Origin of the sequence: Streptomyces sp. NPDC006739, from assembly GCF_042869815.1 — a bacterium.
GTDB lineage: Bacteria > Actinomycetota > Actinomycetes > Streptomycetales > Streptomycetaceae > Streptomyces.
Genome location: NZ_JBIAGM010000034.1, coordinates 22,525 through 46,995, shown reverse-complemented (window position 1 = coordinate 46,995; position 24,471 = coordinate 22,525). Strand labels below are relative to the sequence as shown.

Annotated in this window: 26 protein-coding genes and 8 pseudogenes; 21 read left to right on the top strand and 13 right to left on the bottom strand. The window is 69.6% G+C overall.

All coding sequences use genetic code 11. The features are described from left to right. Positions 1-10: 10 nt before the first annotated feature. On the bottom strand, positions 11-514 hold the full coding sequence (locus ACFYMM_RS39000) for a MarR family winged helix-turn-helix transcriptional regulator (protein WP_388396121.1): 504 nt from the start codon (positions 512-514) through the stop codon (positions 11-13). Positions 515-797: 283 nt separating this feature from the next. On the opposite strand from ACFYMM_RS39000, the gene ACFYMM_RS38995 reads away from it, so the two are divergent. From ACFYMM_RS38995 to ACFYMM_RS38960, 8 genes and pseudogenes are all read left to right on the top strand, one after another. Next, on the top strand, positions 798-1,265 hold the full coding sequence (locus ACFYMM_RS38995; RefSeq protein WP_388396118.1) for a cupin domain-containing protein: 468 nt from the start codon (positions 798-800) through the stop codon (positions 1,263-1,265). An 88-nt stretch (positions 1,266-1,353) separates the two neighbouring features. Continuing rightward, positions 1,354-1,890, top strand: a complete 537-nt coding sequence (locus ACFYMM_RS38990; RefSeq protein WP_388396116.1) for an NAD(P)H-dependent oxidoreductase — start codon at positions 1,354-1,356, stop codon at positions 1,888-1,890. A 97-nt stretch (positions 1,891-1,987) separates the two neighbouring features. Beyond that, on the top strand, positions 1,988-2,932 hold the full coding sequence (locus ACFYMM_RS38985; RefSeq protein WP_388396113.1) for an NADP-dependent oxidoreductase: 945 nt from the start codon (positions 1,988-1,990) through the stop codon (positions 2,930-2,932). Positions 2,933-3,041: 109 nt separating this feature from the next. Further along, positions 3,042-3,263: pseudogene (locus ACFYMM_RS38980) on the top strand (alpha/beta hydrolase fold domain-containing protein); the annotation flags it as partial. Beyond that, positions 3,217-3,825, top strand: coding sequence for an alpha/beta hydrolase (locus ACFYMM_RS38975; RefSeq protein ID WP_388396110.1), 609 nt, complete (start codon positions 3,217-3,219; stop codon positions 3,823-3,825). The pseudogene ACFYMM_RS38980 and the gene ACFYMM_RS38975, both read left to right, overlap by 47 nt. Continuing rightward, positions 3,822-4,250 (top strand): ester cyclase, encoded by a 429-nt coding sequence (locus ACFYMM_RS38970; protein WP_388396108.1) that lies wholly within the window; start codon positions 3,822-3,824, stop codon positions 4,248-4,250. The genes ACFYMM_RS38975 and ACFYMM_RS38970 overlap by 4 nt, the downstream gene beginning before the upstream one ends. A 66-nt stretch (positions 4,251-4,316) precedes the next feature. After that, on the top strand, positions 4,317-4,499 hold the full coding sequence (locus tag ACFYMM_RS38965; RefSeq protein ID WP_388396105.1) for a hypothetical protein: 183 nt from the start codon (positions 4,317-4,319) through the stop codon (positions 4,497-4,499). Between the two features lie 58 nt (positions 4,500-4,557). Continuing rightward, the gene (locus ACFYMM_RS38960; RefSeq protein WP_388396102.1) at positions 4,558-4,875 is read left to right on the top strand and encodes an NIPSNAP family protein; all 318 of its coding nucleotides are present in this window, start codon (positions 4,558-4,560) and stop codon (positions 4,873-4,875) included. Between the two features lie 180 nt (positions 4,876-5,055). Here ACFYMM_RS38960 and ACFYMM_RS38955 read toward each other — a convergent pair whose 3' ends face one another. Then, positions 5,056-5,970, bottom strand: a complete 915-nt coding sequence (locus tag ACFYMM_RS38955; RefSeq protein WP_388396100.1) for a class I fructose-bisphosphate aldolase — start codon at positions 5,968-5,970, stop codon at positions 5,056-5,058. Positions 5,971-6,278: 308 nt separating this feature from the next. Here ACFYMM_RS38955 and ACFYMM_RS38950 point away from each other — a divergent pair, with 308 nt between their 5' ends. Continuing rightward, positions 6,279-7,139 carry a universal stress protein gene (locus ACFYMM_RS38950; protein WP_388396098.1) on the top strand — a complete coding sequence of 287 codons (861 nt, stop codon included), beginning with the start codon at positions 6,279-6,281 and terminating at the stop codon, positions 7,137-7,139. A gap of 18 nt (positions 7,140-7,157) precedes the next feature. On the opposite strand, the gene ACFYMM_RS38945 is transcribed toward ACFYMM_RS38950, so the two are convergent. Then, on the bottom strand, positions 7,158-8,186 hold the full coding sequence (locus ACFYMM_RS38945; RefSeq protein ID WP_388396095.1) for a 6-phosphofructokinase: 1,029 nt from the start codon (positions 8,184-8,186) through the stop codon (positions 7,158-7,160). 944 nt (positions 8,187-9,130) lie between these two features. On the opposite strand from ACFYMM_RS38945, the gene ACFYMM_RS38940 reads away from it, so the two are divergent. Continuing rightward, entirely contained in the window at positions 9,131-9,451 is a 321-nt protein-coding gene (locus tag ACFYMM_RS38940; RefSeq protein WP_388396093.1) for a hypothetical protein, read from the top strand. Positions 9,452-9,595: 144 nt separating this feature from the next. Here ACFYMM_RS38940 and ACFYMM_RS38935 read toward each other — a convergent pair whose 3' ends face one another. Continuing rightward, a complete protein-coding gene (locus ACFYMM_RS38935) occupies positions 9,596-11,863 on the bottom strand; it encodes a choice-of-anchor P family protein (RefSeq protein WP_388396090.1) in 2,268 nt (755 codons plus the stop codon). A gap of 622 nt (positions 11,864-12,485) precedes the next feature. Here ACFYMM_RS38935 and ACFYMM_RS38930 point away from each other — a divergent pair. After that, the gene (locus ACFYMM_RS38930; protein WP_388396087.1) at positions 12,486-12,944 is read left to right on the top strand and encodes a Crp/Fnr family transcriptional regulator; all 459 of its coding nucleotides are present in this window, start codon (positions 12,486-12,488) and stop codon (positions 12,942-12,944) included. After that, positions 12,941-13,255 (top strand): annotated as a pseudogene (locus ACFYMM_RS38925) (CBS domain-containing protein); the annotation flags it as partial. The gene ACFYMM_RS38930 and the pseudogene ACFYMM_RS38925, both read left to right, overlap by 4 nt. 19 nt (positions 13,256-13,274) lie before the next feature. On the opposite strand, the gene ACFYMM_RS38920 reads toward ACFYMM_RS38925, so the two are convergent. From ACFYMM_RS38920 to ACFYMM_RS38905, 4 genes and pseudogenes are all read right to left on the bottom strand, one after another. Next, complete coding sequence (locus ACFYMM_RS38920) at positions 13,275-13,859, bottom strand: hypothetical protein (RefSeq protein WP_388396086.1); 585 nt, start codon at positions 13,857-13,859, stop codon at positions 13,275-13,277. 89 nt (positions 13,860-13,948) lie between these two features. After that, a complete protein-coding gene (locus tag ACFYMM_RS38915) occupies positions 13,949-14,389 on the bottom strand; it encodes an SHOCT domain-containing protein (protein ID WP_388396083.1) in 441 nt (146 codons plus the stop codon). Positions 14,390-14,665: 276 nt separating this feature from the next. Then, positions 14,666-14,860 (bottom strand): annotated as a pseudogene (locus ACFYMM_RS38910) (hypothetical protein); the annotation flags it as partial. Positions 14,861-15,204: 344 nt separating this feature from the next. Continuing rightward, a complete protein-coding gene (locus ACFYMM_RS38905; RefSeq protein WP_388396080.1) occupies positions 15,205-15,747 on the bottom strand; it encodes a CBS domain-containing protein in 543 nt (180 codons plus the stop codon). Positions 15,748-15,865: 118 nt separating this feature from the next. Between ACFYMM_RS38905 and ACFYMM_RS38900 the strand changes: the two genes are divergently transcribed. Continuing rightward, entirely contained in the window at positions 15,866-16,321 is a 456-nt protein-coding gene (locus ACFYMM_RS38900; RefSeq protein ID WP_388396077.1) for a pyridoxamine 5'-phosphate oxidase family protein, read from the top strand. 15 nt (positions 16,322-16,336) lie between these two features. Here ACFYMM_RS38900 and ACFYMM_RS38895 read toward each other — a convergent pair whose 3' ends face one another. From ACFYMM_RS38895 to ACFYMM_RS38885, 3 genes and pseudogenes are all read right to left on the bottom strand, one after another. Further along, positions 16,337-17,011, bottom strand: a complete 675-nt coding sequence (locus tag ACFYMM_RS38895; protein WP_388396166.1) for a helix-turn-helix domain-containing protein — start codon at positions 17,009-17,011, stop codon at positions 16,337-16,339. A gap of 1,016 nt (positions 17,012-18,027) precedes the next feature. Continuing rightward, positions 18,028-18,318 carry a hypothetical protein gene (locus ACFYMM_RS38890; protein WP_388396163.1) on the bottom strand — a complete coding sequence of 97 codons (291 nt, stop codon included), beginning with the start codon at positions 18,316-18,318 and terminating at the stop codon, positions 18,028-18,030. A 273-nt stretch (positions 18,319-18,591) separates the two neighbouring features. Beyond that, positions 18,592-18,920: pseudogene (locus ACFYMM_RS38885) on the bottom strand (phosphotyrosine protein phosphatase); the annotation flags it as partial. On the opposite strand from ACFYMM_RS38885, the pseudogene ACFYMM_RS38880 reads away from it, so the two are divergent. The 5 genes and pseudogenes from ACFYMM_RS38880 to ACFYMM_RS38860 form a co-directional block, all read left to right on the top strand. After that, positions 18,917-19,201 (top strand): annotated as a pseudogene (locus ACFYMM_RS38880) (alkene reductase); the annotation flags it as partial. The pseudogenes ACFYMM_RS38885 and ACFYMM_RS38880 sit on opposite strands and share 4 nt — an antisense overlap. 64 nt (positions 19,202-19,265) lie before the next feature. Beyond that, positions 19,266-19,622: pseudogene (locus ACFYMM_RS38875) on the top strand (GNAT family N-acetyltransferase); the annotation flags it as partial. A 395-nt stretch (positions 19,623-20,017) separates the two neighbouring features. Beyond that, positions 20,018-21,325 carry a hypothetical protein gene (locus ACFYMM_RS38870; RefSeq protein WP_388396074.1) on the top strand — a complete coding sequence of 436 codons (1,308 nt, stop codon included), beginning with the start codon at positions 20,018-20,020 and terminating at the stop codon, positions 21,323-21,325. A gap of 264 nt (positions 21,326-21,589) precedes the next feature. After that, positions 21,590-21,739, top strand: coding sequence for a hypothetical protein (locus ACFYMM_RS38865; protein WP_388396072.1), 150 nt, complete (start codon positions 21,590-21,592; stop codon positions 21,737-21,739). Continuing rightward, positions 21,736-22,068: an IS3 family transposase gene (locus ACFYMM_RS38860; protein ID WP_388396070.1), complete on the top strand. Its 333-nt coding sequence runs from the start codon at positions 21,736-21,738 to the stop codon at positions 22,066-22,068. Before ACFYMM_RS38865 ends, ACFYMM_RS38860 begins: the two co-directional genes overlap by 4 nt. Positions 22,069-22,105: 37 nt before the next feature. Here the strand turns inward: ACFYMM_RS38860 and ACFYMM_RS38855 are convergent, their stop codons facing one another. Continuing rightward, a complete protein-coding gene (locus tag ACFYMM_RS38855; RefSeq protein WP_388396067.1) occupies positions 22,106-22,594 on the bottom strand; it encodes a MarR family winged helix-turn-helix transcriptional regulator in 489 nt (162 codons plus the stop codon). Between the two features lie 89 nt (positions 22,595-22,683). Between ACFYMM_RS38855 and ACFYMM_RS38850 the strand changes: the two genes are divergently transcribed. The 3 genes and pseudogenes from ACFYMM_RS38850 (at position 22,684) to ACFYMM_RS38840 (ending at position 23,697) form a co-directional block, all read left to right on the top strand. Then, a complete protein-coding gene (locus ACFYMM_RS38850; RefSeq protein ID WP_388396065.1) occupies positions 22,684-23,271 on the top strand; it encodes an NADPH-dependent FMN reductase in 588 nt (195 codons plus the stop codon). Between the two features lie 22 nt (positions 23,272-23,293). Continuing rightward, a pseudogene (locus ACFYMM_RS38845) lies at positions 23,294-23,519 on the top strand (transposase); the annotation flags it as partial. Positions 23,520-23,550: 31 nt separating this feature from the next. After that, on the top strand, positions 23,551-23,697 hold the full coding sequence (locus ACFYMM_RS38840; protein WP_388396178.1) for a hypothetical protein: 147 nt from the start codon (positions 23,551-23,553) through the stop codon (positions 23,695-23,697). 104 nt (positions 23,698-23,801) lie between these two features. Here ACFYMM_RS38840 and ACFYMM_RS38835 read toward each other — a convergent pair. Beyond that, positions 23,802-24,061: pseudogene (locus ACFYMM_RS38835) on the bottom strand (SpoIIE family protein phosphatase); the annotation flags it as partial. Positions 24,062-24,471: the final 410 nt, after the last annotated feature.

Below are 24,471 nucleotides of genomic sequence, written 5' to 3'. Positions count from 1 at the left end.
CAACTCGGCCTCACGTTCCACCTTTGCGGCGGCGGGGCGTGGCCGAGCGGGGTGGCGTCGAGCGCATGTGGTCGCGCACCGGCGCCAGCAGGGCGGCCAGAGCCCTGACGTCGGCGCGCGAAAGCGGCTCGAACAAGAGGCTGCTGACCACCTCGACGTGCCCCGGCAGCACCTTCGCGAGCAGCTCACGTCCGGCGTCGGTGATGGTGACGGTGGTGCTCCGCTCGTCGTCCAGCGAGGGAGCGCGGAGGACCAGCCGCTCCTTTTCGAGCTGACCTACCTGGTAGGTCAGGCCGCTGCGGCTGTAGACGACGCCGTCGGCCAGGTCGGTCATGCGGTGACTGCCCGTCGGCGAGTCGCCGAGGCGGGCCAGCAACTGGAACTGCACGTAACTGAGATCGCCGCTCTCGCGCAGTTGCTGCTCGACCGCGTGCCGGAGCAGGCTGGTCACCTCGATGAGGTCGAAGTAGGCGCCGAGCTGCACGGGGTCGAGCGACGGCGGCGAATCAGGCATGACCCGAGTCTACTGTTTCGAATTCGAAGAGTGTGGCGTGCCACTGTTCCAGCCACTACGGGCGACGCCGGAACTGAACCTCCGCGAGTTCCGGTGCCGTCCCGGGCGGGCGGAGCGGGCGGACGCGAGGATGCACGGGCCCGATGTCGTGCCTCCTGAGCGCACGGTGTGGGCAGCGTTGGACTCTGTTGAGCACCGCGGAACGTGGAGATCGGGCAGTGGTACGGCGCAGGGTTGGGGAAAGGAGGACGGCGCCGCCGCCCACAAATCCCGAGGACCGGCCATGAGCATCCCCTACCTCTCGCAACGCGAGGACCACCAGCAGCTCGAGTGGATCGGCGGGAGCGTCTTCAGCGTCCTGCTCGACGCCGAGGCGACCGGTGGGCAGCTGACCGTCGGCCGCTTCGCCGTCAGCAAGGGCGAGGCGCCGCCGTTCCACGTGCACAACAACGAGGACGAGGTCTTCCTGCTGCTGTCCGGTTCGGCGCTGGTGTGGGCCGACGACGAGGAGCACGAGTTGCGAGAGGGCGGCGTCGTCTTCCTCCCCCGGCGCATCCCGCACGGCTACCGCATCACCTCCGAGAAGGCAGACCTCCTGCTCATCTCGACCCCCGGAGGACTCGAGAAGATGTTCCGCCACGCGGGCCGCGACCTTCGCGAACCACGGCCGGAGGGCTTCGAGATCCCCGAGCAGCTGCTCGCCGAAGCCGCGGAGCTGTCGGGCAACGTCGTCCTCGGGCCTCCCCGGTGACGACGCCACAACCCGGCCGCCGGGAAGAAGCCACGAACACGGCCCCGGGATGAGCACCGCCGCGTGGAATTCGGTGTCATTGGCCGTCGTGAGCGCCCATATCGGCCATCCGCGTCCGACTCGCCGGCTCGCGGACTGGGTCGCGGAGGCCGTGTGCCGGTCGCTTGCGGCCGGCGGTGCGCGCGCCGAAGTGGAGGTGGTGGAGCTGCACCGGCTGGCGGCCGACCTCGCCCAGCACTCCGCGCACGGCCGCGCCAGCCTCGACCTGCGGGAGGCGGTCGCGGCGGTCGTGGCGGCCGACGGGCTGGTGGTGGCGACCCCGGTGCTCGCCGCATCCCCGAGCGAGGTGTTCGACTCGTTCTTCGCCGTCCTCGGGGACGGGGTCCTCTCCGGCATGCCGGTGCTCCTCGCCCTCGACAACGGTTCCCGCTGGCAGCCACCCGACCTCACGCGGGTCATGCGCGGGCGGCTGACCGGCGTGCGCGCCGACCCGGTTCCCACGGTCGTCGTCGCGAGCCCCGCCGACTGGCAGGCCACGACTCGACGCGACGCGGGGCGGCTGCACGCCTGCATCGACGAAGCCGCCGGCGAACTCGCCGCGGCGATGCGCTCGCGCCGGCGGTGACCGCCAACACTTGCTTCGAATTCGAAGCAGATGTATCGTCATCAACGCTTGCTTCGAATTCGAAGCAACTGGTATCGCAGCGAAGGTGAGAACCGAAATGAAGGCAGTGCGTTTCCACGAGTACGGCGACCCCGGCGTCCTGCACTACGAGGACGTGGAGCAGCCCGTCCCCGGGGCCGGTGAGGTCCGGATCCGCGTCGCCGCGACCTCGTTCAACTCCGTGGACGGCAACATCCGCGGCGGTTTCATGCGCGGCCCCATCCCGGTGGTGCTGCCACACACACCCGGTATCGACGTCGCCGGTACGGTCGACGCGCTGGGCGAGGGCGTGAACGGTCTCCGGGCCGGCGACCACGTCATCGGCTTCCTGCCGATGGACGGGAACGGCGCCGCCGCGGAGTACGTCGTCGCGCCGGCCGAGGTCCTGACGCCGGCCCCCACGAACGTCCCGCTGCCCGACGCCGCCGCACTGCCGCTCGTGGGCCTCACCGCGTACCAGGCACTGTTCGACCATGGCAAGCTGACAGCCGGGCAACGCGTGCTGATCAACGGAGCCGGCGGCGCGGTCGGCGGCTACGCCGTGCAACTGGCCAAGAACGCCGGTGCCCACGTCATCGCCACAGCCAGCCCGCGCAGCGGCGAGACGGTCAAGTCCGCCGGCGCCGACGAAGTCGTCGACCACACCACCACCAGTGTGGCCGCGGCGGTGACCGAACCGGTCGACGTCGTGCTCAACCTCGCACCGGTCGACCCGGCCGAACTGGCCGCGCTCGTCACGCTGGCCCGCCCGGGCGGCGTCGTGGTCAACACCACGGTCTGGATGCCCGCACCCTCCGACGAGGAGCGCGGCGTCCGCGGCATAGACGTGTTCGTCCGCAGCGACGCCGACCAGCTGGCGCGGCTGGTAACGCTGGTCGACCGCGGCGACCTGCACGTCGACGTCGCCGAGCGGGTGCCGCTGGCCGAGCTGTCGGCCCTGCACGCACGAGCCGCCCAAGGCACGGTGCACGGCAAGGTCATCGTCGTCCCGTCCGCCGACTGACCCCGATCCCCCACCGAAAGGAAAGGGCCATGGCGCTCGGCCTGGACCCCGAAATCGCCGCGGCCCTGACCCCGATGGCCGGCGCCATGGCGGACGCCACGCCTCCGAAGCCGGAGCCCACTCCGAGCGGATCTGCGTGACGGGTGACAACGCCGGGGGAGGCATGGCCGCGGCGCTGACGATCCTCGCCCGCGAACGCGGTGGCCGAAGATCGCCCGCCAGGCCCTGCTCATGCTCGACGACCGCACCGCCACGCCGGGCCCGCACATCGCGCCCTGCCTCCTGTGGTCCTACGACGACACCTCACCGCCTGGCCGGCCCTGCTCGGTGAGGCCGCCGGCGGCCCCGACGCCCCGGAGACGGCGACTCCTGCCCGGCTCGAGGACGCGGCGGGCCTGCCGCCGGCCTGCATCGAGGTCGGCCGGCTCGACGTCTTCCGCGACGAGGGCACCGCCTACGCCGCCAAACTCAGCCGCGCAGGCGTGCCGGCCGAATTCCACCTGCACCCCGGCGCCCCCACGAGTTCGACTCCATCGCTTTCGATTCCGACGTCGCCCGACGCGCCATCGCCGGCCGAGTCCGTCTCCACGGGTCGATCTGAGCCACGACGCCCGGGGCATCCGCTGCGAGGAAAGAACGCACTCAACCGCGCGGGCGCCGGCATCGACGCGCGCGTCAGCGACCTCGACGCCCGTCTGGCCGACGTCATCACGGTGGGCCCGACGGCACCGGCCCACCCCGACCTCCCGGGCCGTCTCCGCTCTGGCGCACCGCCCATCGAGGCCTCACCTGCCACCGTCCCACCGGCCGCGACCACCGCGGCTGAACCACCGACTGCCCACCCTCGCCCTGGCATCCGCCAGCGGTGCCAATCCCATGAGGAGACCGCATGACCACCCCCGAACGCCGGCTCCTCGACGTCTTCGTCGAGATGACCGACACCCACAACCCGGACCTGGTGGACCGGTTCGTCGCCGAGGACTACATCAACCACAACGACTTCGTCGCGGACGGACGCGAGGCCAACCGCCAGTTCTGGTCCGCGTTCTTCATCGGGCTGCCCGACGTGAAGGTCACGACGGAAGACCTGGTCGTCTCCGGTGACCGCGTCGTGGGCCGCTTCGTCTACCGCGGTACCCACACCGGGGACCTGTTGGGCATCCCCGCCAGCGGCAAACCCGTCGAGATCCGCAGCATCGACATCTGGCGCGTCCACAACGGCATGCTCGTCGAGCACTGGGACGAGCTGAACCTGACGCAGATGTTCAAGCAGATCGGCGTCCTGCCGCCACTCGACGGTCCGGAGGCGAAGGCATGACACTGACCTCGCAACTCGCCGCGCTGGTGGCGATCACGAGCACGGGAATCGTCTACGGCACCCGATGTGTTCTGCGCGCTCGTCCAACGATCCGGACTCGCGCGAGTCGATGACGCCGCGGCCGCCGACACCCGCGAGACTCCCGCCGACGCCCGCACCCTGCAACGGGACTGGGACCGCGTCATCGTCCCCAGGGCCGTCCTGCAGGGGCTGGCCGTACTCTCCCTGGGCGCAAGCCTCCTCCACTGACCCAGCACCCCGCCGCCTGCCGCTGTCCACCGTCCGATCCGAAAGGACCCTGACGATCGTGTACCAGCTCAGGATCTACACCCTGCGAACGGCCGAAGCACTCCACGACTACGCGACCGTGCACTGGCCGCGGCACGTCCCCAGCCTGCGCGCCTTCGGCGTCACCACGCACGGGATCTGGACGGACCACAACGCCGGCGCGTATCGCCTGGTCGCACTGATCTCCTACCACGACGGCGCCGACCCCGGTGAGGTCACCACCGCCTACATGGCCAGCCCCGAGTTCGCAGCAGACATGCACGGCTTCGACACCAGCGACATCCTCGATGTCGAGGAACCGGAACTCGACCCGACCGCCGCGTCGCCACTGCCCTGACACCGAAGCCGAACGCACGAAGAGCGTCGGCCTGGTCGAGCAGCGTCCGCGGATCGAGAACGTCTCCATCCCGGTCGCCACCCGCCGACTCGACCTCCACGAAGGCCGGTGGTGCATCGTCCGCAGGGCCGCCCCTGCCCGCGACAGGTCATTCCGGCAGCACCTACCCCTGCGAGCGACTCAGGCGCCGGGTGCACCTGCTTGGGGGTATTTGGAAAGTATTTCCTGGAGCCGGACCACGAATCGGAGCGATTCGTCGTGCTCACGCTGCCAGACGTTCCGACCGAAGATCAGCCCGGTGGCGCCTGCCTCCATCGACTGGCGTGCCTTCTCCAGCATGGCCTCGTCGCCCGCCTTCTCCCCGCCGGACACCAGAACAAGGGTGCGGTTCGCGGAGCGCACGACGGCGTCGATGGCCTGCTGGGGGGAGAATTCACGTCGGTAGGCGTCCTTGACTCCGGACACCTTCTCGGGGTGGGGGAAGTTCACCTTGACCATGTCCGCGCCGAGTTCGCTGGCCGTTCGTGCGGCGTAGTCGACGGCGTAGAAGGAATCCCGGCCGCCCTTGGCCTCGATCGCCGCGCCGCGCGGATAGGCCCACACGATCAGCGGCATCCCGAACCGCTGCGCGTCCTCCCGGACCTGGCGAAGCTGCCGGAAGTCGGTCTCCTCGGCGGGGCTGCCGACATACAGCGTGTAGCCCACCGCGTCGGCTCCGAGACGGACCGCGTCGGCCACGCACGCGTGCAGCGGGGACAGAGCCGCGGCGTCGGAGGGGATGTCGGTTTTCCCGTTCAGCTTCAGGATCAGGGGAATCTCGCCGGCGTAGTCCCAGTAGAACTTCTCGGCCAGCCCGATCTGCACGGCGATCCCGTTGAAACCTCCTTCCAACGCGAGCCGGATGATGTACGCGGGGTCGCTCACGACGGGGTTGTCGAAGAAGTCCCGTGGGCCGTGTTCCAGCCCGTGGTCGTAGGGCAGGAAGATCGCAGTACCGTTGCCCAGGCCGTGCTGGTGAAGGATCCGGTGGAGGCGGGTCTTCTTCCCCGGGCCGAGGCCGGCGCCATCGATGCCTTTACCTGATTGCCTCTGCATGCCACAAGAGTCACATGTGTGGCGATATGTCCGACAGGGCCGTTCGGCCCCTGGTACGGGACCGAACAGGGCGCTCGGCGGGGCCCCGGTCGCTCCGGCACGGACCGGTTCACGCGGGGCTTCTCAGTGTCCTGGATCCGCTGGGCCGCCCCTCCCGCCCCCCTCGGCGGCTCGGCGGGTGTCACCGCGCTTCCACACTCACAATGGTCACCAGAAGGTGACTGCCGCCGATGGACGGAGAACCCCCGTCACGGGCGAGAGAGTACCTGTCCGGCTGCACACGAGGCGGTGCCGGGAAGGAGTGCGGGATGACCCGCTCTGTCGTAGTCGGGATCGACGGATCCCGGGAAAGTCGCGTTGCGGGCGACTGGGCCGCCAGGGAGGCGTCTCTGCGCGGCCTCCCGTTGCGCCTCGTGCACGCCGCGCCCGCCCCCGTCCGTGACTCCGCCGACGGGCCGGTCGCCTTTTCATGGCAGCAGACCGGCGAGGAACTGCTCCAGCGGGCGAGGGCCGACCTGGCCAGTCGGTATCCGCGCGTGTCGATGCGCGGCGTGCAGGTTGCCGACTCGGCCCCTGCCGCCTTGCTCTCGGCTTCCGAGACGGCTGAACTGCTCGTCGTCGGGGCACGAGGGGAAGGCGGCTTCAACGGCCTCGCCGTGGGCTCCTCGGCTTTGGCGGCGGCAAGCACCGCCTCCTGCCCCGTCGCCGTCGTGCCCAGGAACCCGGCCGTCGCAGCACATGATGCCGAGGTGGCCGTGGGCGTCGACGTGCCCCACGCGGCCGAGTCGCCTCTGGACTTCGCGTTCGGTGCCGCTCGGCTGCACGGCGCTCGACTGCGTGCCGTGCACGCATGGGCTCTGTCCGGCCATGCTTCGTGGACGGCGGTCGGAGTGCCCGAAGAGGACCGGGCGGCGTGGGAGGACGAGGAAGTCCAACAGCTGTCCGAGGTGCTCCAAGCCCGGCAGGACAAGTATCCCGGAGTCGCGGTGCTGCCGGACGCGGTGCTCCTCCACCCGGCCTACGCCCTGGTACACGCCTCACAACGAGCCGACCTGCTCGTCCTGGGCCGGCGCTCCAGCCAGCGAGCGGCTGAGCGGCGTCTGGGTCCCGTGGCCCACGCCGTCCTGCACCACTCTCGCTGCCCCGTCGTCGTCGTACCGCACGGGTGACGCTGCCGCGTGGCGGCGTCAGGTACCGAAGAACACGTCGAACTCGGTGTACAGCTCGTGGGGGACCCGCTTGGTCGCCTTCGTCGCGTCGGCGAGCGGGATACGGGTGATGTCCGTGCCGCGCAGAGCCACCATCGTGCCGTAGTCGCCGTCCTTGACCGCGTCCACGGCGTGCAGGCCGAAGCGTGTGGCGAGCCACCGGTCGTAGGCGCTCGGCGTGCCACCGCGCTGGACGTGACCGAGAACCGTCGTGCGGGCCTCCTTCTCGGTACGGTCCTCGAGCTCCCGGGCGAGCCAGTCGGCCATGCCGGACAGGCGCACGTGCCCGAACTCGTCGCGCGACTCGTCCTTGACCACCATCTGCCCGGCCTTGGGAACGGCTCCCTCCGCCACGACGACGATCGGCGCGTAGTTGATCTCAAAACGCTTCTCCACCCAGGCGCACACCTGGTCGAGATCGAACTCCACTTCCGGGATGAGGATGGCGTTCGCGCCACCGGCGACTCCGGCGTGCAGGGCGATCCACCCGGAGTGGCGTCCCATCACTTCGACGACGAGTGTGCGCTTGTGGGACTCGGCGGTGGTGTGCAGGCGGTCGATGGCCTCGGTCGCGATGCCGACAGCGGTGTCGAAGCCGAAGGTGTAGTCGGTGCCGCCCACGTCGTTGTCGATGGTCTTGGGCACTCCGACCAGGTTGATCCCCGCATCGGACAGTGTGGTCGCGACGCTGAGCGTGTCCTCGCCGCCGATGACGACGAGTGCGTCGATCTTGTGCACGCCGAGGGTGTTCTTGATGCGGTCGATGCCGTCCTCGAGCCGGAGGGGGTTGGTGCGAGAGGAGCCGAGAACCGTGCCGCCGAGCGGAAGGATTCCACGCACGGCCGGGATGTCCAAGGGCATGGTCACGTCCTTGACCAGACCGGCCCACCCGTCGACGATCCCGACGAACTTCCAGGCGTACTCCTGCGCGCCTTTGCGTACGACACTGCGGATCACCGCATTGAGACCTGGGCAGTCGCCACCGCCGGTCAGCACTCCCACCCGCATGATCGCTCTCCCTCGCCATCTGGAGATCTGTTTCCAGCTTGAACCCACCCGGGACGAAGCGCACGGTGTGCTCCCCGCTCGAAGGCCCCCGCGAAGTCGACCGGCACCTTCACCGCCGTCCACAGCTTGCCGACGACATCATGACTCTGCCCACACGACGACGAGCACGGCAGCGTGCTGGAGCGGGCGCACCCGCCGACAGCCGTCGAGTTCGACGGATTCTCCGATCGAGCGAGCTGCGCCGTCACGGCAGGTCTTGCCCAGCGTCAAGCGGTGCTGCGCACGCCGGCGACGGGTCGGAAGACGTCGCCGGGCTGGTCCAGGAGTCGTTGACGGGCAGGCCGGGGCGGTGGGGACCCCCAGTTGCGAGCGGCCCTTCCGAGGCGGACGCTGAAAGTACAAGCGACTTGGATCCGCCACAGCAGCCGCATCGCGAGCGGTGGGCGTGGCCGACAGGGGCCGTCGCGATGATGTGCGGTAAGTTCGGCCACTGGTGTTTCCGAGACGCCCGACGCCGCCAGGCCATGGCACGCTCGTCCTGGCGGCCACGGGCCGGCCGCCCTGGCGGACGATGGCCTTCCTGGAGGACGCCCACGCGCGCGGTGTTCTGCGCCAGACGGGCGGGGTGTTCCAGTTCCGTCACGCACGGTTGCAGGAGCACCTGATCGGCGAGGCGCCACCGCCCCGGGACGGCGGAGTCCGACTCCGCCTGTGGCCGCGGGCCGCCTGGCCGCTGGGTCGGTGGCCCGCTCTCCTCCTGACCGGAATGGTGCTGTTCCTCGGCAGCGCCCAGCTCACGCAGTCCATCAGCCGGATCAGCCGACCGGCCGGTCCCTATGCCGCTCCTCCACCTGCCTGCTCTCTTCCGGACAGGTACACGGTCACCTCGGCCCTGCACGGCGCCGCGGTGCGCGACCGCGCGGCGCAACGCATGGGCGGCCTCTATGCGCCATGGCCCCGCAGCGACGAACGACAAGAGCGGCACCGAGACCGCGAAGAACGTGTTCGCCGATCTGACGACCGGGCTGGGCACCCAGCCCCACGTCGACGCCTCGGCCGACCCCTGCGACTGGCGTCACGAATACATCCAGCCGGGATCCGGGTCGGCCACCGCTCGTGCCGTTCTCATCTGCCGGAACGTCCTGTTCGAGATCGACTACGACGCCCCGCCCGGTGAGGGTTCGCACGCGACCGAGCTGGCGCGACGAATGCTCCGCCGCGCCGTGGGCAAGGGACTTCGCACGCACGCCAACGCCTCGCCCTGAACGCAGACCCGGATCCTGTATCAGTGGCACCAGCCGGGTGCAGCAGCCGGTTCCGCTGCTGCACCCGGCACCTCATCCGCGGGCGCCGGGGTTTGGCACATCATCAACAACGGCCGGATTGCCCGTGAGTCACCGGTGTTGAGGTCAGCGGCAGTTGTGTGCGGCGCTCTGCGCGGTGCCGATGGCCACGTCGACGAGGTGGCCGGACGCGCCCGGGACCACGATGTGCGCGGCCCGGACGAGGAGTCCGCTGTCGGCGCCGTTCACCGGCGACTGCTCGTCGATGACGATGTGGCCGCCGCCGGGCAGCGGGATGGTGCTGTTCGGCGCGGTGGGCACGGCCACCCGTCGGCCGGCGACGGCGAGGGTCAGGGTGGCCGAGCCGCTCGTCGTCGTGCAGGTGCTGGTGGAGGTGGCGGTGAGCCCGGAGATGTCGATCACCGGAACGCCGGGCAGTCCGACGCGCACGTGTGCCACCCGGGTCGTCGCTTCCGCGGTGCCCGGCGCCAGGCGGGCGGAGACCTGCGGGCACAGCGCGTCAGCGTTGACCAGCAGGGCGCCGGCCGAGGCGGTGCAGGGGGTGTCGGTCCGGGTGGCCGACGCCGTGCGGACGAAGCCGGTGTCCGGCGAAGGGCCGACCGACAGGGAGGCGAGCGGGAGGTTGACGGAGGCGGACAGGCCGGTCGCCCGGCCCGTGTAGTACTCAAGCCGGGCCACGGCCCGGTCGGTCGAGGGCAGGTAGTAGGTGTCGCCGCCGAAGTCGGCCGTCACCGGGACGGTCGCGTCGGCGTTCAGCGGCTGTTTGACCGCCGGGATCGTGCAGCTCGCGGCGCCGTGGGTGTCGGTGGTCGCCGTGCAGGTCTGCTTGTTCCCGCCTTCCCCCAGGCCCAGTTGGACCTCGCGCCCGGCAATGGGCGTGTTGCCGGTCTCGCCCTCGGTGAGGATCCCGGACAGCTGCGCAGGCTGTGCGTTGGCGACCCGTTTCGTGCCCGTGTACCGCAGGTTCGAGACTGCCTTGCGGATCGTGAAGAGCACCTCGGTGGAACCGGGCAGGTAGTCGGGGGTGCCGGAGTAGCGGATCCGTAGCGGCAACCGGCCCGGCGCATCTTTCGGGGTGAGCCGGCAGGCCGCGTCGCCCGCGGGCCCCTGCGGGGCGGTGCAGGAGGTGTGGCCGAGGGAGAATGTGACGGTGCCCAGGCCGACCGGAGCGCTTCCGCTGTTCACCCTGGCTGAGGCGAGGAAAGTTGCGTGATAGTCCGCCGACCGGGCGCCCGTGTAGCTCACGGTGGTGGGTTTGCGGGCCGGCGGAGGCGGGGGCGGTGTCGGCCCGGAACGGGATATCAGCCCCGGGTCGAACTTGTACAGGGTGGCGGCTGCGGCCTGTTGCCGCGCGGAGGACCGGAAGCCGGAGCCGTCGCCGGCCTTGCTCTCCGAACCGGCGGGGGCCGGTGGGACGTTGTTCAGGGTGCCCGGGTTGGCGGCCAGAGCCGACTGCTTGCATCCCGGCTTCGGTTCGCAGTCCCAGCCGTACCCCTGCGCGTAGGGAACCTTGAGGACTTCCTCCGGACTGTTCAGCTCGGAGCAGTCCTTCGCTCCCCGGTGCCAGTGGTACGTGACCACGTGCCGGTACACCGCCCAGCCGGCCTCCATCCTGGCTACGTCCTGTGGAACGTTGGCGTCGAAGTCCTGGCTCACACTGACCGTTTCGGACGACGACGCCCCGTCGGTCACCTGTGTGTCTCCGGTCGCCTTGAGGCCTTCGACGGAGAATTCCACACCGAAGCGGTTGGTCGTCTCGGCCGTGACCGCGTTGGTGGTGGTGTGGGTGACCGAAAAGTGCAGGTGGCGCGGCCCGGTGGACTGGCTGAGGACCGGCTGCATCACGTAGACGAACTCGTCCGCCACGTGGTCGATCTTCATGGTCAGCGGCTCGATGGCACATGCGCCTGACACCGGGTGCGTCGTCCACTGCTGCCGGTCGAGACCGATGTACGCCCCGCCGATCACGTTGGTGTCGTCAGCGGTCAGGAAGCGCTCGGTCTTCTCGTTGAAGATGTCCTGGTGGCCCTTCGAGCCGTGCCAGTGCTGGTACGGGTTCTGCTGTCCGGCATCGCACGGCCGGGTGTAGATGTCACCGCGGTCGTTGCCGTCGAGGCACAGACCGGTCTGCACGTCGACGAGCGTGGATCCGACCGCCTGCCACTGCTGGTAGTAGGTGCGGTCGCCGCCGCACGGGCTCAGGAAGGCGCGGCCGTCATAATCACTGTCGAGGCAATGGTGCCACTCGCCGTCCGAGATGGTGGCCGCGTTCTGGTCACCGGCCGCCGCTGTCGCCTCGGCCGGTGCCGCCATGGCCGGGCTGCCGGACTGGACGAAGTTCATGCCGACGAGAAGCGCCAGTATCGCGATCAAGGAAAGCACCCTTGATCTGGACTCCCCCGTTGTCAAAGTGTCCAACTCCCCTCTGGGGCTCATGTGCTTCTTGCAGAGAACGGGAGCTATGCAATCACCGGGTCATGAACTGTTTCAATCGCAAACCCCTTAAGACAAAGGGGAGTTGATGTGTCGAGCGCGCATCCGGCTGTGCGCCATGTGAGGCTTTCGCGAACACTCGCACCTCGTGGCAGGGTCGTGGAGGTGATCTCCCGGCGGCACAGGAGGCCGGCGGGCACCGCGGCCGCCGCGGACGAGCCGAGGGACCGCGGCGATCTCCCCCTGCGCGGTCCGTGGACGCGATCGCGGCGGGGCGGCAGGCAGAGACGGCCCCGCCGGATGCGGCCCGGCTGACGACGCACCACGGCATCGAACGGCTGCCGGTGTGACGACGAGGACCGGGCCGCCCATGATGATCGCGTTCACGCAGAGGCGCGCATGGTGTGGGTCCCGCGCCCCTCCACTGCGGGTGCCCCGGCCTGCCGGGCGGTGGATACGGCGCCCGTGGGCCGAAGGTCCCCGGGCGGGCCCGGGCGGCCCGTGGTGAATCGCCGGTGGCGGGCGCAAGCTGGGGTCAGGAACCGTGAAGGGAGCCGGTGCGATGACCTCCGCCACCACCATGAACGCGGCGCTGCCCGCCGAGTACCGCGAACGGCTGATGGGCCTCGCCCGCGAGGTCTCCTTCGAGGCCGGGACCCGCCTGTTCGAGGAGGGGCGGCGCGCCGACCGTTTCTGGATCGTCCGAACCGGCACCGTCGCCCTCGACCTGCACGTGCCCGGCCGCCGTCCCGCGGTCATCGAATCGCTCGGTCACGGCGAACTGGTCGGCTGGTCCTGGCATTTCCCGCCGTACATCTGGCATCTGGGCGCCGAGGCCATGAGTCCGGTGCGGGCCTGGGAGTTCGACGCCGAGTCGGTCAGGGCCACGTGCGCCACCGACGCGGAGTTCGGCCGGGCGATCGCCCTCTGGGTCGGACAGGTGGTCGCCCAACGACTGCGCGCCTCCCGGATCCGGCTGCTCGACCTCTACGGGCCCTACGGCAGCGGTGGCCTGACATGACCGCCGTCTCCGGGCCTGACCGGCGTTCCGAGCGGGAGAGCACGCCCGGCGGTCCGCATCGTGTGAGCGACGTGATGACGCGCGCCGTCGTGGCGGTGGGCCGCAAGGCCCGGTTCAAGGACATCGTCGAGCGCATGGACCAGTGGCAGGTCAGCGCTCTGCCCGTGCTGGAGGGCGACGGCCGGGTGGTCGGCGTGGTGTCCGAGGCCGATCTGCTGCCCAAGGAGGAGTTCCGGGACAGCGATCCGGACCGGGCCACGCAGCTGCGCCGGCTGTCCGACCTGGCCAAGGCGGGCGCGGTTAGGGACGAAACCACGGGTAAGGGGCGCCTCAGAGGTGGTTCAGAGGCGGCCCCTGAGCACAGTGGGCAGGGGAATTGTTGCCGCTCACGACGTAGTCGGCGCAGGTGAGAAACAGGAAGTTGAACTTGCCGAGCAGAAAAGCCAGGACTCCGACAATGATTGTGACAGCAACGGCTCCCAGACGCTCATGCACAGGGAGTGCCGCGTAATCGGTGAGAAGGATCCTTGAGAGGAGCCATGTCAGTACCGGGGCGCCCACCAAGGTGATGGCCGTTTCGAAGTAGTGGAGATAGGGGAATCCGTGACTCCTCGGCGCCACCATGGCCAGGAGGATCCAGGCCGAGGGCAGCGCCAACGCGATCCAGCCACCCCAGGGCAGCGCACGCCTCCTCCACAGCATCGCGCCCGAGAGCAGTACTGCGGTCGCCATCGCCCACAGGGCCAGCAGGTCGTCGAAGAAGATCGCGTTGTACGCACCCAGCGTGAAAGCAGGCCACCAGACGACGAGCGTTCCCCCTGCTGCCGCGGTCGCCCTGGCCCGCAGGGTGGAGTCGATCTGCCGCGACCTTCGTCGCTGCCCCGGATCCGCTGCACGGGATGCTTGCTCAGACATATGGTGTGCGTCCCCGATGACGAGGGCGCACACCACACTTTCACTGGTTCGGATCAGTGGCCCGGCAGGGCGGTGGCGGAGGGAGCGGCTCACGGGCGTTCGGACGCGCCGCTGCCGGTGAGAACCAGTTCCTTCGCCCGCCGGAACTCGTCGTCGGTGATGTCTCCGTGGGACCGCATGGCGGCGAGCTTCGAGAGTTCTTCGGCACGGGTGAGGGGTGTACCCACTCCGGCGGTCCGGCGGATGTAGTCGTCGACGGCCTGCTGTTGCGCACGGGTTTGCTGGACCTCGCGGCGGCCCATGTCCTTGCCGCGGGCGATCAGGTAGACGAAGACGCCGAGGAAGGGCAGGACGACGACGAACACCGTCCAGGCAGCCTTGCCCCAGCCGCCGAGGGCATCGTCCCGGAAGATGTCGACGACCACTCGGAACAGCAGGACGAACCACATGATCCACACGAAGAACACCAGCATGGACCAGAAGACGCTCAGCGCCGGATAGTCGTACGCGAGGTAGGTCTGTGCGCTCATGCCGTTTCCTCCGTCCCGGGTCTGCACCCGACGGTTCTACTCGCTTTCCTCAGCATGCGCGGGCGGGAGCACGGTGGCCTCACCCGCAGCGGGTGAACGCCGGTCATGGAACCGACGGGTGCGGCTCATCGGCAGCCCCCCGCTCCACCGCCGACCGCACGGCGCGGGCGGCCGGTGCCGTGACCGCCGCCGGGTGGGCCCCCACACCCCACGGTCGGCCAGCCGGTCTGCCACGACGGGAGCAGGAGCCGCCGGACGGCGTCTCCTGCCGCATAACTCAGGCATCTGGCGCATCTCACATACCTGCAAGCCCAACGACTGACAACGAGCGAGCAGTCCGTACAGGTGCGCCTCGTCGACAACCGGACCGTACAGAATCGTCTGACCCGAGATCACCACGTGCTCCAGCTCGGGGAACGCCTTGGCCAGAATCTCCGTCATCTCCCCGTCGACGCGAATCTCATAGCGCATCGGCTGCTCTCCCCACCTTCCTTGAAGGCAGTGCCGGTCCCTTCCGTGCGATCCTGCACCACTACCCCCGCTACGACCTCACCCTTGGCAGGTGACGCCGCCGGTTGCGGGAGGCTCGCGCCGGGCGTCCCGGAGCACCCGGCGCGATCCCCGACGCGGCGCACCACACGGCCGACGCCGTCCGTCCGCATGCTCAGCCGGGTTCCGGGCGGGGCGCCGGGTAACACCTTCGCCGTCGTCGTACCCAGAGGCGACGGGTGGGACTCCGCCGCTTGATCGCCGGGGACGGCGGATACGACGTGCGTGCACCTCGGGCCCATCGCGGGGCGGATCCCGTTTCGCTGTCATGCGCAGAACGTGTGAGGTGGATCCGGCGGGTCGGGGCCGGGATGTGGGCGACGACGCCGTCCGGCCAGCGCGCAGTGGACGTCGACGACCCCAGGCACAGACCGTGCCAGCAGCATGGCGAGCGGTACGAAGGCCGGGTCGTCGACACGACCGGTGAGCCGGACGACTCCATCGTGGACGTCCACGCCCACGGGTGCCATGCCCGTGCCGAAGAGGCGAACGACGACCTCCCGCCGTACCTCCGCGGCGATGTCGTCGTCATCGCGCAGGAAGACCTTCAGGAGGTCGGAGCGGCTGACGATGCCTTCTAGCGCCCCGCCGGGGCCGACGACCGGCAGCCGCCTGACCCTGCTGCGCGCCATGAGACGCGCGGCCTGGCCGAGAGTGGCGTCAGGCCTGCTCGCCGTTCCGCGATCCCGGTGGCCCGTTCTGAGGCCGGCCGGGCGGCGCCGGCCGACACGGGCATCGGGTGACAGGAGGTGCGCGGGACGTCCGGTCCCCGGTCGGGTCCGACCGGCACTGGAGAGCAGTTTCGCCATGCAGGACAGTGAGAACAGGAGCGGCACCGGTCCCCCGCGGTGTCGCTCCGCCCGCAGGAACCCGGCACCCGACCGGCCCCAGCCGGTGGGGCCCCTACGCACCGCGAAGAAGCAGTCCATGACCCGCGATCACGCCACCGCGCACCAGCGCATCGACCTCGACTCCGCCGTGGCGCTGCGGTTGCTGGGCAGCGTGTCGCTGGGAAGGATCGTCTTCACCCGGCAGGCCCTGCCCGCCATCCGCCCGGTCCATCACGTCCTGGACCACGGGGACATCGTTTTCCGCACCCACGAGGGGGCGGCCCTGACGTCTCACGCCGAGGAAGCCCTCGGCACCGGCGTGGTGGTCGCCTACGAGGCCGACGACATCGAACCTGCCAGCCACCTGGGCTGGAGTGTGGTCGTCACGGGTTACGCCCGTCTGGTGACCGACCCAGCTGAATTGGACCGCGTCCGGGGCCTGTTGCAGCCCTGGATGCCGGCCGAGGGCATGGACCAGGCGGTGCGCATCCGTCCGGAGCTGGTCTTCGGTGTCCTCCTGGCGGAGGCGGACGACATGCCGCCTCCACTGTGATGCCGCAGCGATCACTCAGCCGCTGATCCGGCGCCCCGTGACGATGCCGGGATCGATCCGAACCCACAGATCACGATCACCGCCCGCCAAGGGCTTGCTGTGTGCCTGCTCCGCGTACCAGCGCCGCTCCAGCGGATTCCGCACCCTCCACGCGACGCCGCGCACCAGGACGCTCCAGCCCTGGCTGAACGCGTCGTCCACGCGGTCGACCTCGAAGGTCACCCGGCGGCCGTCGGCCAGGGCCGGTGTGGTGCCGGCTGCGGTGCAGAAGACGATCGCACCGTTGACGACGCTGTAGTCGACCGGCACGGTCACCGGTCCGGTGGACGTGGGCACCGCCAGCCGGCCCACCCCGTGCGATCCCAGCAGTGTCTGGCACGCGCCGGCGCTCAACTCGGAGAAGCCGGGTGCGGGCAGAGCACGGCCAAATCCCGATGGAGCATCGGTGGTGCCACCGGTCAGCTCGGTCACGGTGCACTCCAGCACTTCCGCGAGCCGGTTCAGTACGCCGGGGCCGGGGCCCGCGCCAGGATGTTCTTCGAGATACCGGAGGTAGCTGGTGGCCATGCCGGCCCGTGCGGCGGTCTGCCTCCGCGTCAGGCCGAGTCGGACCCGCCGGGTGGCCAGACGATGGCCCAGATCACCCAGCGGCGCCTCACTTACCGCATGCGCGGTCGGCCCTTCGGTCATGGCGGTCACGCTCCTTGTCGGTCAGGCCGCGGGAGCGGTCACTTCCGCGTGCCGCTGTCCGCCGAGCACCGCCTCGCGAGCCGGTTCCGGCGGCCTTGCGGAAGAGCTCGTACGCCTCCATGTGGTCCAGCGGGAAGGTGAAGGTGACCGGTTGTCCGGTCGGGAGCCGACCGCGGCGGCCGGGCTCCGGCACGATCCCGGGCAGGCCCCGCAAAACCAGGCTGGGCGGCGGGCGGCAGTCCACGCTTGGGCCGTCCGGCCCTTGTTCACCGGCCGGACGGTGCCGAGCCGGCCGTCGGCCGACTCGGGTGGCCCGCCCACAGGACCTCTCGGCCCCTGTGCGTGCGGCTCCGTCGGAGTCACCGTCGCAGGAGTCGGCACTGCGCGTCGCAGGAGTCGGCACTGCGCGGAGGTGTTCCGTCATGAGCGGCACCGAGCGGCTGTGGCGCCGGCGGAGCAACCTGCTGCGTCGGCGCGAGGACATCATCGGGCCTGGATCGTCCTGGCGTGTGGGTGGTCGCGGTGGCCGACGCGGCGTAGGAATACGCCGCCGGGGCGAGCAGCTGGAGATCAGCGTGCCGGACTCGGAGGAGTCGCCGATTCGTGTGATGCTGGCAGATCGGGCGGTGACCATCGCGCCCGGGGAAACCTGCTCACTCGTAGTGCCGGACCTCGTCCCGGACCCCTCCTCACGTTGCCTGACGCCGTGTCCCCCGTCCATGACGTCGACCAGGACGTGGCCGGAGGCCTGATAGGCCACCGATTCCACTTCGTCCAGCTGGCTGACGGTCGGGACGGCATCGCGGTTGCGTCCGGTCCATGCCCGGGACAACGCCAACGCCGAAGTTTCCCCTTGGGGCTGGACAGCCTGATACCGGGACCGTCGGTCCCGGAGGAAGCAGTCCCAGGTAGTGAGCAAGTGCGAGCAGCGGGCCCGGCCCGTACCGGTGCCGAGCGCAGCAGCGTCCGGTTCACGACCGGGTCCTTGCTGCGTCGTTCGAGCACGGCGAATACCGTCACGCGATCCCGAGCCCGCCGACCACGCGGTGTGCACCCGTGCGCCCGCGCCGGCGGCGATCAGGACGTCCGTGAGCAGTGCCAGCACCGCGACGGCCGCGGTGCGCCGGCCAGTCGACACGGTTGGCGCCACGCGGGCAGCGCACCGCTCGTCCCCAGGCCAGGGCCAGTACGACCAGCCCCAGGGGCACGTTGACCAAGAACACGGCCCGCCATCCGGACGCCTCGGCCAAAGCGCCACCGGCGATCGGGTCGGCCGCGACGGCCGCCCCGCTGACCGCGGTCCACACCGAGATCCCACATAACCGAACTGCCGCCTGACCCCTGCGCGTCTCCGCGCGATCCTGCGTGTGGTTGAGCTGGATAGTTGTCACTGGGCGGGATAAATGTCACCGCGTCTCGCCGACGAGGATCGGAAGTGGCGTCGATGGGTGGCGTTGGCCGTGATGACACCGCCCGCGCCTGCGACTGGGCACGCCACACCGCTGATTCTGACCGCTCATCCACAACGGGGGCGGCGCACGTCGGACCCTGAGCTGCCTTGCCTGGCGCGTGCCTGGCCGTCAGCCGGGCGCGACCTCCGAGATCGACTTCTGAACGCGTGCTTCAATCGCGTCGCGGATGGGACGTACGGCCTCGACGCCCTGGCCGGCCGGGTCGTCGAGCTGCCAGTCGAGGTACCGCTTGCCGGGGAAGACGGGGCAGGTGTCGCCGCATCCCATGGTGATCACGACGTCGGACGCCTGGACGGTCTCCACGGTGAGGACCTTCGGGGTCTCGGCGGAGATGTCGATGCCAACCCACTCATTGCCTCGACGACGGCCGGGTTGACGGTGTCTGCGGGGGCGGAGCCGGCGGAGCGGACCTCGATGCGGTCGCCCGCGAGGTCAGTTCCTCTCCGACAACGCCAACGAGCGCACCGACCAGTACGGCGGCGCAGTCACCAACCGCATCCGCTTCGCCGTCGAGGTCGCCTTGGCGGTGGCCGACGAGATCGGCGCCGACCGTACGGGGCTGCGGGTCTCGCCGGGCAACTCGTACAACGACATCACCGAGCACGAAATGCACCAGGTATACCCGGCTCTGCTCGCCGCCCTGGCCCCATTGAACCTGGCCTACCTGCACGTGATCCACGCCGGAGACGAAGACCTCGTCGCGAGGCTGCGCCGCGAATGACCTACGGCCCCGCTCCTCAACCGCGCCGGCGCCCGGTTGATCATCTGCTGTCGGTCCCAGATCCGACACCGGCCGACTGTATGGCGTCTGGCTCGACGGCACCCTCGTAGGTGGCGTCTCCTTCCCGAAATTCGACGCCGCCGCCGGTATCTGCGAGGCCGGCTGTTGGCTGGAGCCTGCTGCCACAGGGCGGGGCCTGGTCGGACGTGCAGCACGGCTGATCATCGACTGGGCGTTCAACGAACGCGGTATCCACCGCGTGCAGTGGTTTGTGTCGCCGACCAACACGCCTAGCATCAACGTGGCCAAGCGACTCGGCATGACCTGTGAGGGCGTCCTGCGCGAGACCTACCTCTACCGCGGCGTCCGCCACGACGCCGAGGTCTGGTCGGTGCTGGCGCCGGAGTGGCAAGCCTAAAGTGCCGGGCGGGTTCTCGCCTGGCGAACCGCTGGTGAGGGCGGCCCGGGACGTCATGGCCGTGAACTCGGGGACACCGGTCAGCTGGCGACGGCTTGCTGGGCCTGGGCCTGCCAGAGCTGTGCGGCTCACCGGGGCTGGTGTCGGACGACCCGAGGCGGTGACGAGTAGCTCAGGCCGCCTGCGGGAGCTGGTTCGGCCGGGTTGTCGGTGATTGCGCCGGGCGGACCGGTTTGTCGTGTTCTCGGCGTCCTGGCCATTGTCGGTGCCTTGCATGATCGTCGGCCGTTGCGGAGCAGGCGAGTGCCGTGATTTTCTGGTGCGGCGCCCCCGCGCAGATCAGGTACAACTCCTGCTGGAGCTGGGTGCGTTCGTGCCAGGGAGGCCGCATGAAAATGTCCAGAACCCGTGTACTGCTCGGCCTGATACCGGTGGCCGCCTTACTGGGTGCGCTGTCGGCGGGCACGCCCGCCTATGCCAGCTCGGTGGCCAACCCGGGGCTTTTGGTCGACCGGACATCCTCCTCGACCGAGATGGCGAAGCTGGGACTCACGGAACACCAGGTGTCCCCCGGCACGATCAGCACCCTCGACGGGCAGATGCCCAACGTCGGCGTGGACACAGTCCTCAAGAGCGCCAACCACTCAATGCGCAACCAGGCCGATTGCCAGGGCTCCGAACTGGCGGCCCTGCCCGTCAAGCCGACCGCCGACGCGGCCTACTGCTGGGACACCGGCGACTCGGTCACCCAGGACTGGGTGCCGCAGGGACTGACGTCGTCGGGTGACGCCGACGACGACGGCATGTGGGGCACGAACAAGGTGATCCTCTCGGGCTGGACCGAGGACAGCACCTCCGCACGGGTGGCGTTCATCGACGCCAACGACCCGGCCCACCTCAAGTACCGCTGGGTGCTTCTGGTCATCCCCACCGACAGCGGCAACAACTTCGCCAGATTCGGCTCGCATGTGGGCGGCATGGTCTGGTTCGGCGACAAGCTCATCGTCACGGGACGTGGGGGCGACGGCAGCAACAACGCGCTGTACGTCTTCTCGATGAAGCACATCCTGCAGACACAGGTGAACAGCACCGTGGTCGGCAAGGTGAGCGGAGGCTTCTCCGCCGACGGCTACCAGTACGTTATGCCTGCCGTCGGCTCCTACAGCCAGCCGGGCGCCTGCACGATGGCGAACGACACCGACATTCCCTGCTTCGCGTCCATCTCCCTCGACCGCACCACCAACCCGTTCAGCATCGTGGCGAACGAGTGGTTCTCGTCCGGCGGCGGGCCGGCCGCCCGGATCTTCCGCTACAAACTCGCCGCGCCCGGCGGGAACATGCCGCTCGAAGACGGCGGTACGGGGACCGTGCACGCCAGCCAGCTGCTGAAGTCCAACGCCGTGGGACTCCAGTCGGTCCTCGCGCACAACGACACCTACTACGGTGCGGACGCCCGCGGCGGCGTCGGACAGTCCGGCGTCATGTGGCGGATGAGGACCAGCGGCACCACCTCGGACACGTGCAGCAGCTCGGACATGGACAACGCCTGCTGGGCGCAGCACAGCGAGGGCATCTCGCTGTGGTGGAGCACGCAGAAGGTCTGGTCCCAGACTGAGTGGGCGGCCGGCGCCGACGGGGACGCGCACGGCACACCGGCGGTCCCGCAACGCGTGCTGTTCTCGGTTCCGTTGAGCAGTATGTGAGACAGGGCGGCGAAGGTGGCTGGGCGGCACGTGGCGCTGGGCGGCAGCGACGCCGAGCCAAAAGCGCCGCCGAGCACGTACCCGCGGTGGCAGTCGGGTGTCCTCGGGCGCCGGGCTGCCACCCTCGTCGCTCAGCGGGGCGCCGGCAGGGCCTCCGGCGCCAGACGCTCCGCGCTCTCTTCGCGTAGGGGAGAGTCCTGCCGGGGCGGCACGCTCCGGCAAGACTCTCGCCACGCGGGCGCTGGCGACGGACGCCGTCCCCCAATGGTGCAGGGGTGGTGGGGCAGTGAGGAGACCGCGCGCCGGCAGTTCTCCACCTGGATCAATGAGCAACGCACCCTGCCCGGCGCGCGCATCACCCTCACCGACGAGGAAACCGATCAGACGCTGATGACCTGGCCGGAGCCACAGTGACCGGAGGGTCGGCACGGCCGGTTACTCCGCTGGATCCTCCTCGGCGTGCCGGACCGCCTTCTTCACGGGCTGCTCCAGCTCGTACTGATTGCCCCCGCTCTGGTCGGCACGAGTGCGGACAACGCGGCCTGCGAGAGCTTCCACGGTCCCTGAAACGCGAGACCCTGCAGGGCGCCCACGACTACGGCGACGCCGCCACCTGCAGAAGGACGGTCTTCGCCTGGCTGACCCGCTACAACACCCGCCGCCGGCACTCCGCCAACGGTCACCTCAGCCCCAACGAATACGAACACCGACACCACACCGCTAAACTCACGCTCGCCGCGTGATCAATAACCGCGTGCCCACCTTCACGGGGAAAGGCCCCTAAGACGCGCCGCCGCCGGCAGCCTCGCTGCGGTGCGGCTCGAGGCGATCGACTGCTTGCTCGCTCCATGCCCGGATGGCTGATGCCTGCTCGGAGGTCAGCGATTCGAGGAAGTGGCGGCGGATGTTGCCGCCGTGCACGAGGATGGCACTCTGAGCGACGCGGCGCCCCTCGGCAGTCAGCCCGACCCCCGCGCGGCGACCATCTGCCCCGTACTGGATGCGCTTGATGAAGCCGCGTTTTTCCATGCGCGTCAGCTGATGTGAGACGCGGCTCTTGTCCCAGTCGAGCGACTCGGAGAGCTCGCCGACACGCATCTCACGGCCAGCGGCCTGCCACAGCGTCACCAGCACGCTGAACTCGGCCTTCGAGATGTCGCAATCATGCTGCAGACCACGCTCCAGCTCCCTGGTGAGCAGGCGCTGCGCGCGCATCCAGGTATTCCAGAACTCCCATTCCTCGGGTACCAGCGATCGAGTCTCCGTCATGTCGCCGAGGATACCGCGACCAGCAGAGTTGTCACGTCAACTCTCTCCGATCTAGAGTTGACGTGACAACTCTCCCTGGAAGGAAGACCATGCCACTTCGCATCGCAGTCATCCTCGGAAGCACCCGCCCCGGACGCCGCGGCGACCAGATCGCCGCCTGGGCATTGGAAGCCGCCCGTGCCCACGGCGGCGCCGACTACCAACTCATCGACCTCGCCGACCACGACCTCGGCAACCTCGACGAGCCCGGCAACCCGAACTACCAGCAGTACCAGCACGGCCACACACGCGCCTGGGGCGCACTCATCGACAGCTTCGACGGCTACGTCTTCCTCGTCCCCGAGTACAACCACTCCTTCCCCGGAGCCCTGAAGAACGCCCTGGACTACGTCTACCGGGAGTGGAACGACAAGGCCGCCGGGATCATCAGCTACGGCGGCTGGGTCGCCGGAGCCCGGGCCGCCGAAGCGCTGCGGCTCGTCCTCGCCGAACTCCAAGTGGCCACGGTCCGCGCCCAGCCCACCATCTCGACACACCCCTCGTTCCACACCGGCACCTTCGTCCCCCAGGAGGGCCTCGACGCCGCCGTGGGCGGCATGCTCGACCAGGTGATCGCCTGGTCCGGCGCCCTGCGCGCGGTGCGCCAGGCCAAGACGCAGACGCCCACGGCTGCATGAGGGCCAGTTCGTGACCGATCACGTGACAGGACACGGCGAGCTTACGGACGCAGCGTGGGAGGCGCTGAAAGCCCCTGCTGCCGGCTACCGATGGACCAGGCCGTCCGTGGCGCGACCACCGGCAGGTAATCAACGGCGTGTTATGGCGGTTGCGAACAGGTGCTCCCTGGCGTGACCTGACGGAACGCTACGGGCCACGGCAGACGGTTTACGAGCGGTTGTCCAGGTACTCCGCTGAGTGGCCCTGGAAAGATTTCCGTGCAGCGGGGGTGTACCACCGTGATCCGACAGCTGCTGTCCGAGCACCTGATCGGCGCCGTCGGGCGCCGCCCTGGCGGTCCACCGACCGCGAGGTCGGGGGCGGCGAAGACGTACTCCAAGGCCGGGAAGGTCTTCTCCACGGCATCGGTGAAGGCCCGAAAGTAGTCCCGTGCGCCGCGGGCGTGCCCCACTCGGTGTCGGCATGGCGAAGAGTGCCCTCGGCGTATGCAGGGAGACGCCCGGCTTACTGTATCTCGCGAGTTTCCGCTGGGGGTGGGCAAAGCAAGGAGGGCGACGTCGTCGTTGTCGGCGGGGCGGGCCCGGCGCAGGAGCTGGTCGGCGAAGGAGGCGAGGGGGCGGTGGGCGAGGACCGCCGCGAACTGACGCAGCCGTCCGAGCCCCTCGTCCAGGGAGTGCCCGGCTGCTTCGATGAGACCGTCGGTGTAGAGCAGGAGGGTGGATCCGGGCGGCAGCACGGCGGTGGTGTCGGGGCGGGTGTGCGGGTCACGGTGCCCAGGAGGATGCCGTGTCGAAAAGCGGAACCATGGCCGCGAACTGGTTGTCGTAGGCGCGTTCACTGGGCCGATGACGACGGCGTCGAACTCCCGGTCCGGATCGGCGATCGCCGTAAGCAGAGGCGCGGCTTCAGGTTTCCGCGCTCATGGGATGGTGTGGCTGCGTCCGGTGTCGAAGACTACCGCGATGATCCGTCCGTGCCAGGACATCGGGCCTGCACGTGTAGCGGCTGCCAGGCGCGTGACGTTTTTGGGCGTGTCACTCGGCCCGGGGATCCGCGAGCCGCGATGAGTCCTGCGGCGTCCGGCGGTCGTACTGTCGAACCCGTTACCGAGGAAGTCTTCCGATGCGCAGCGTGACCTCTACATCTCCCACTGTTGAAGCTTGCCGACCAGGACAACGGCTGGCTGTTCAGCCATAGAT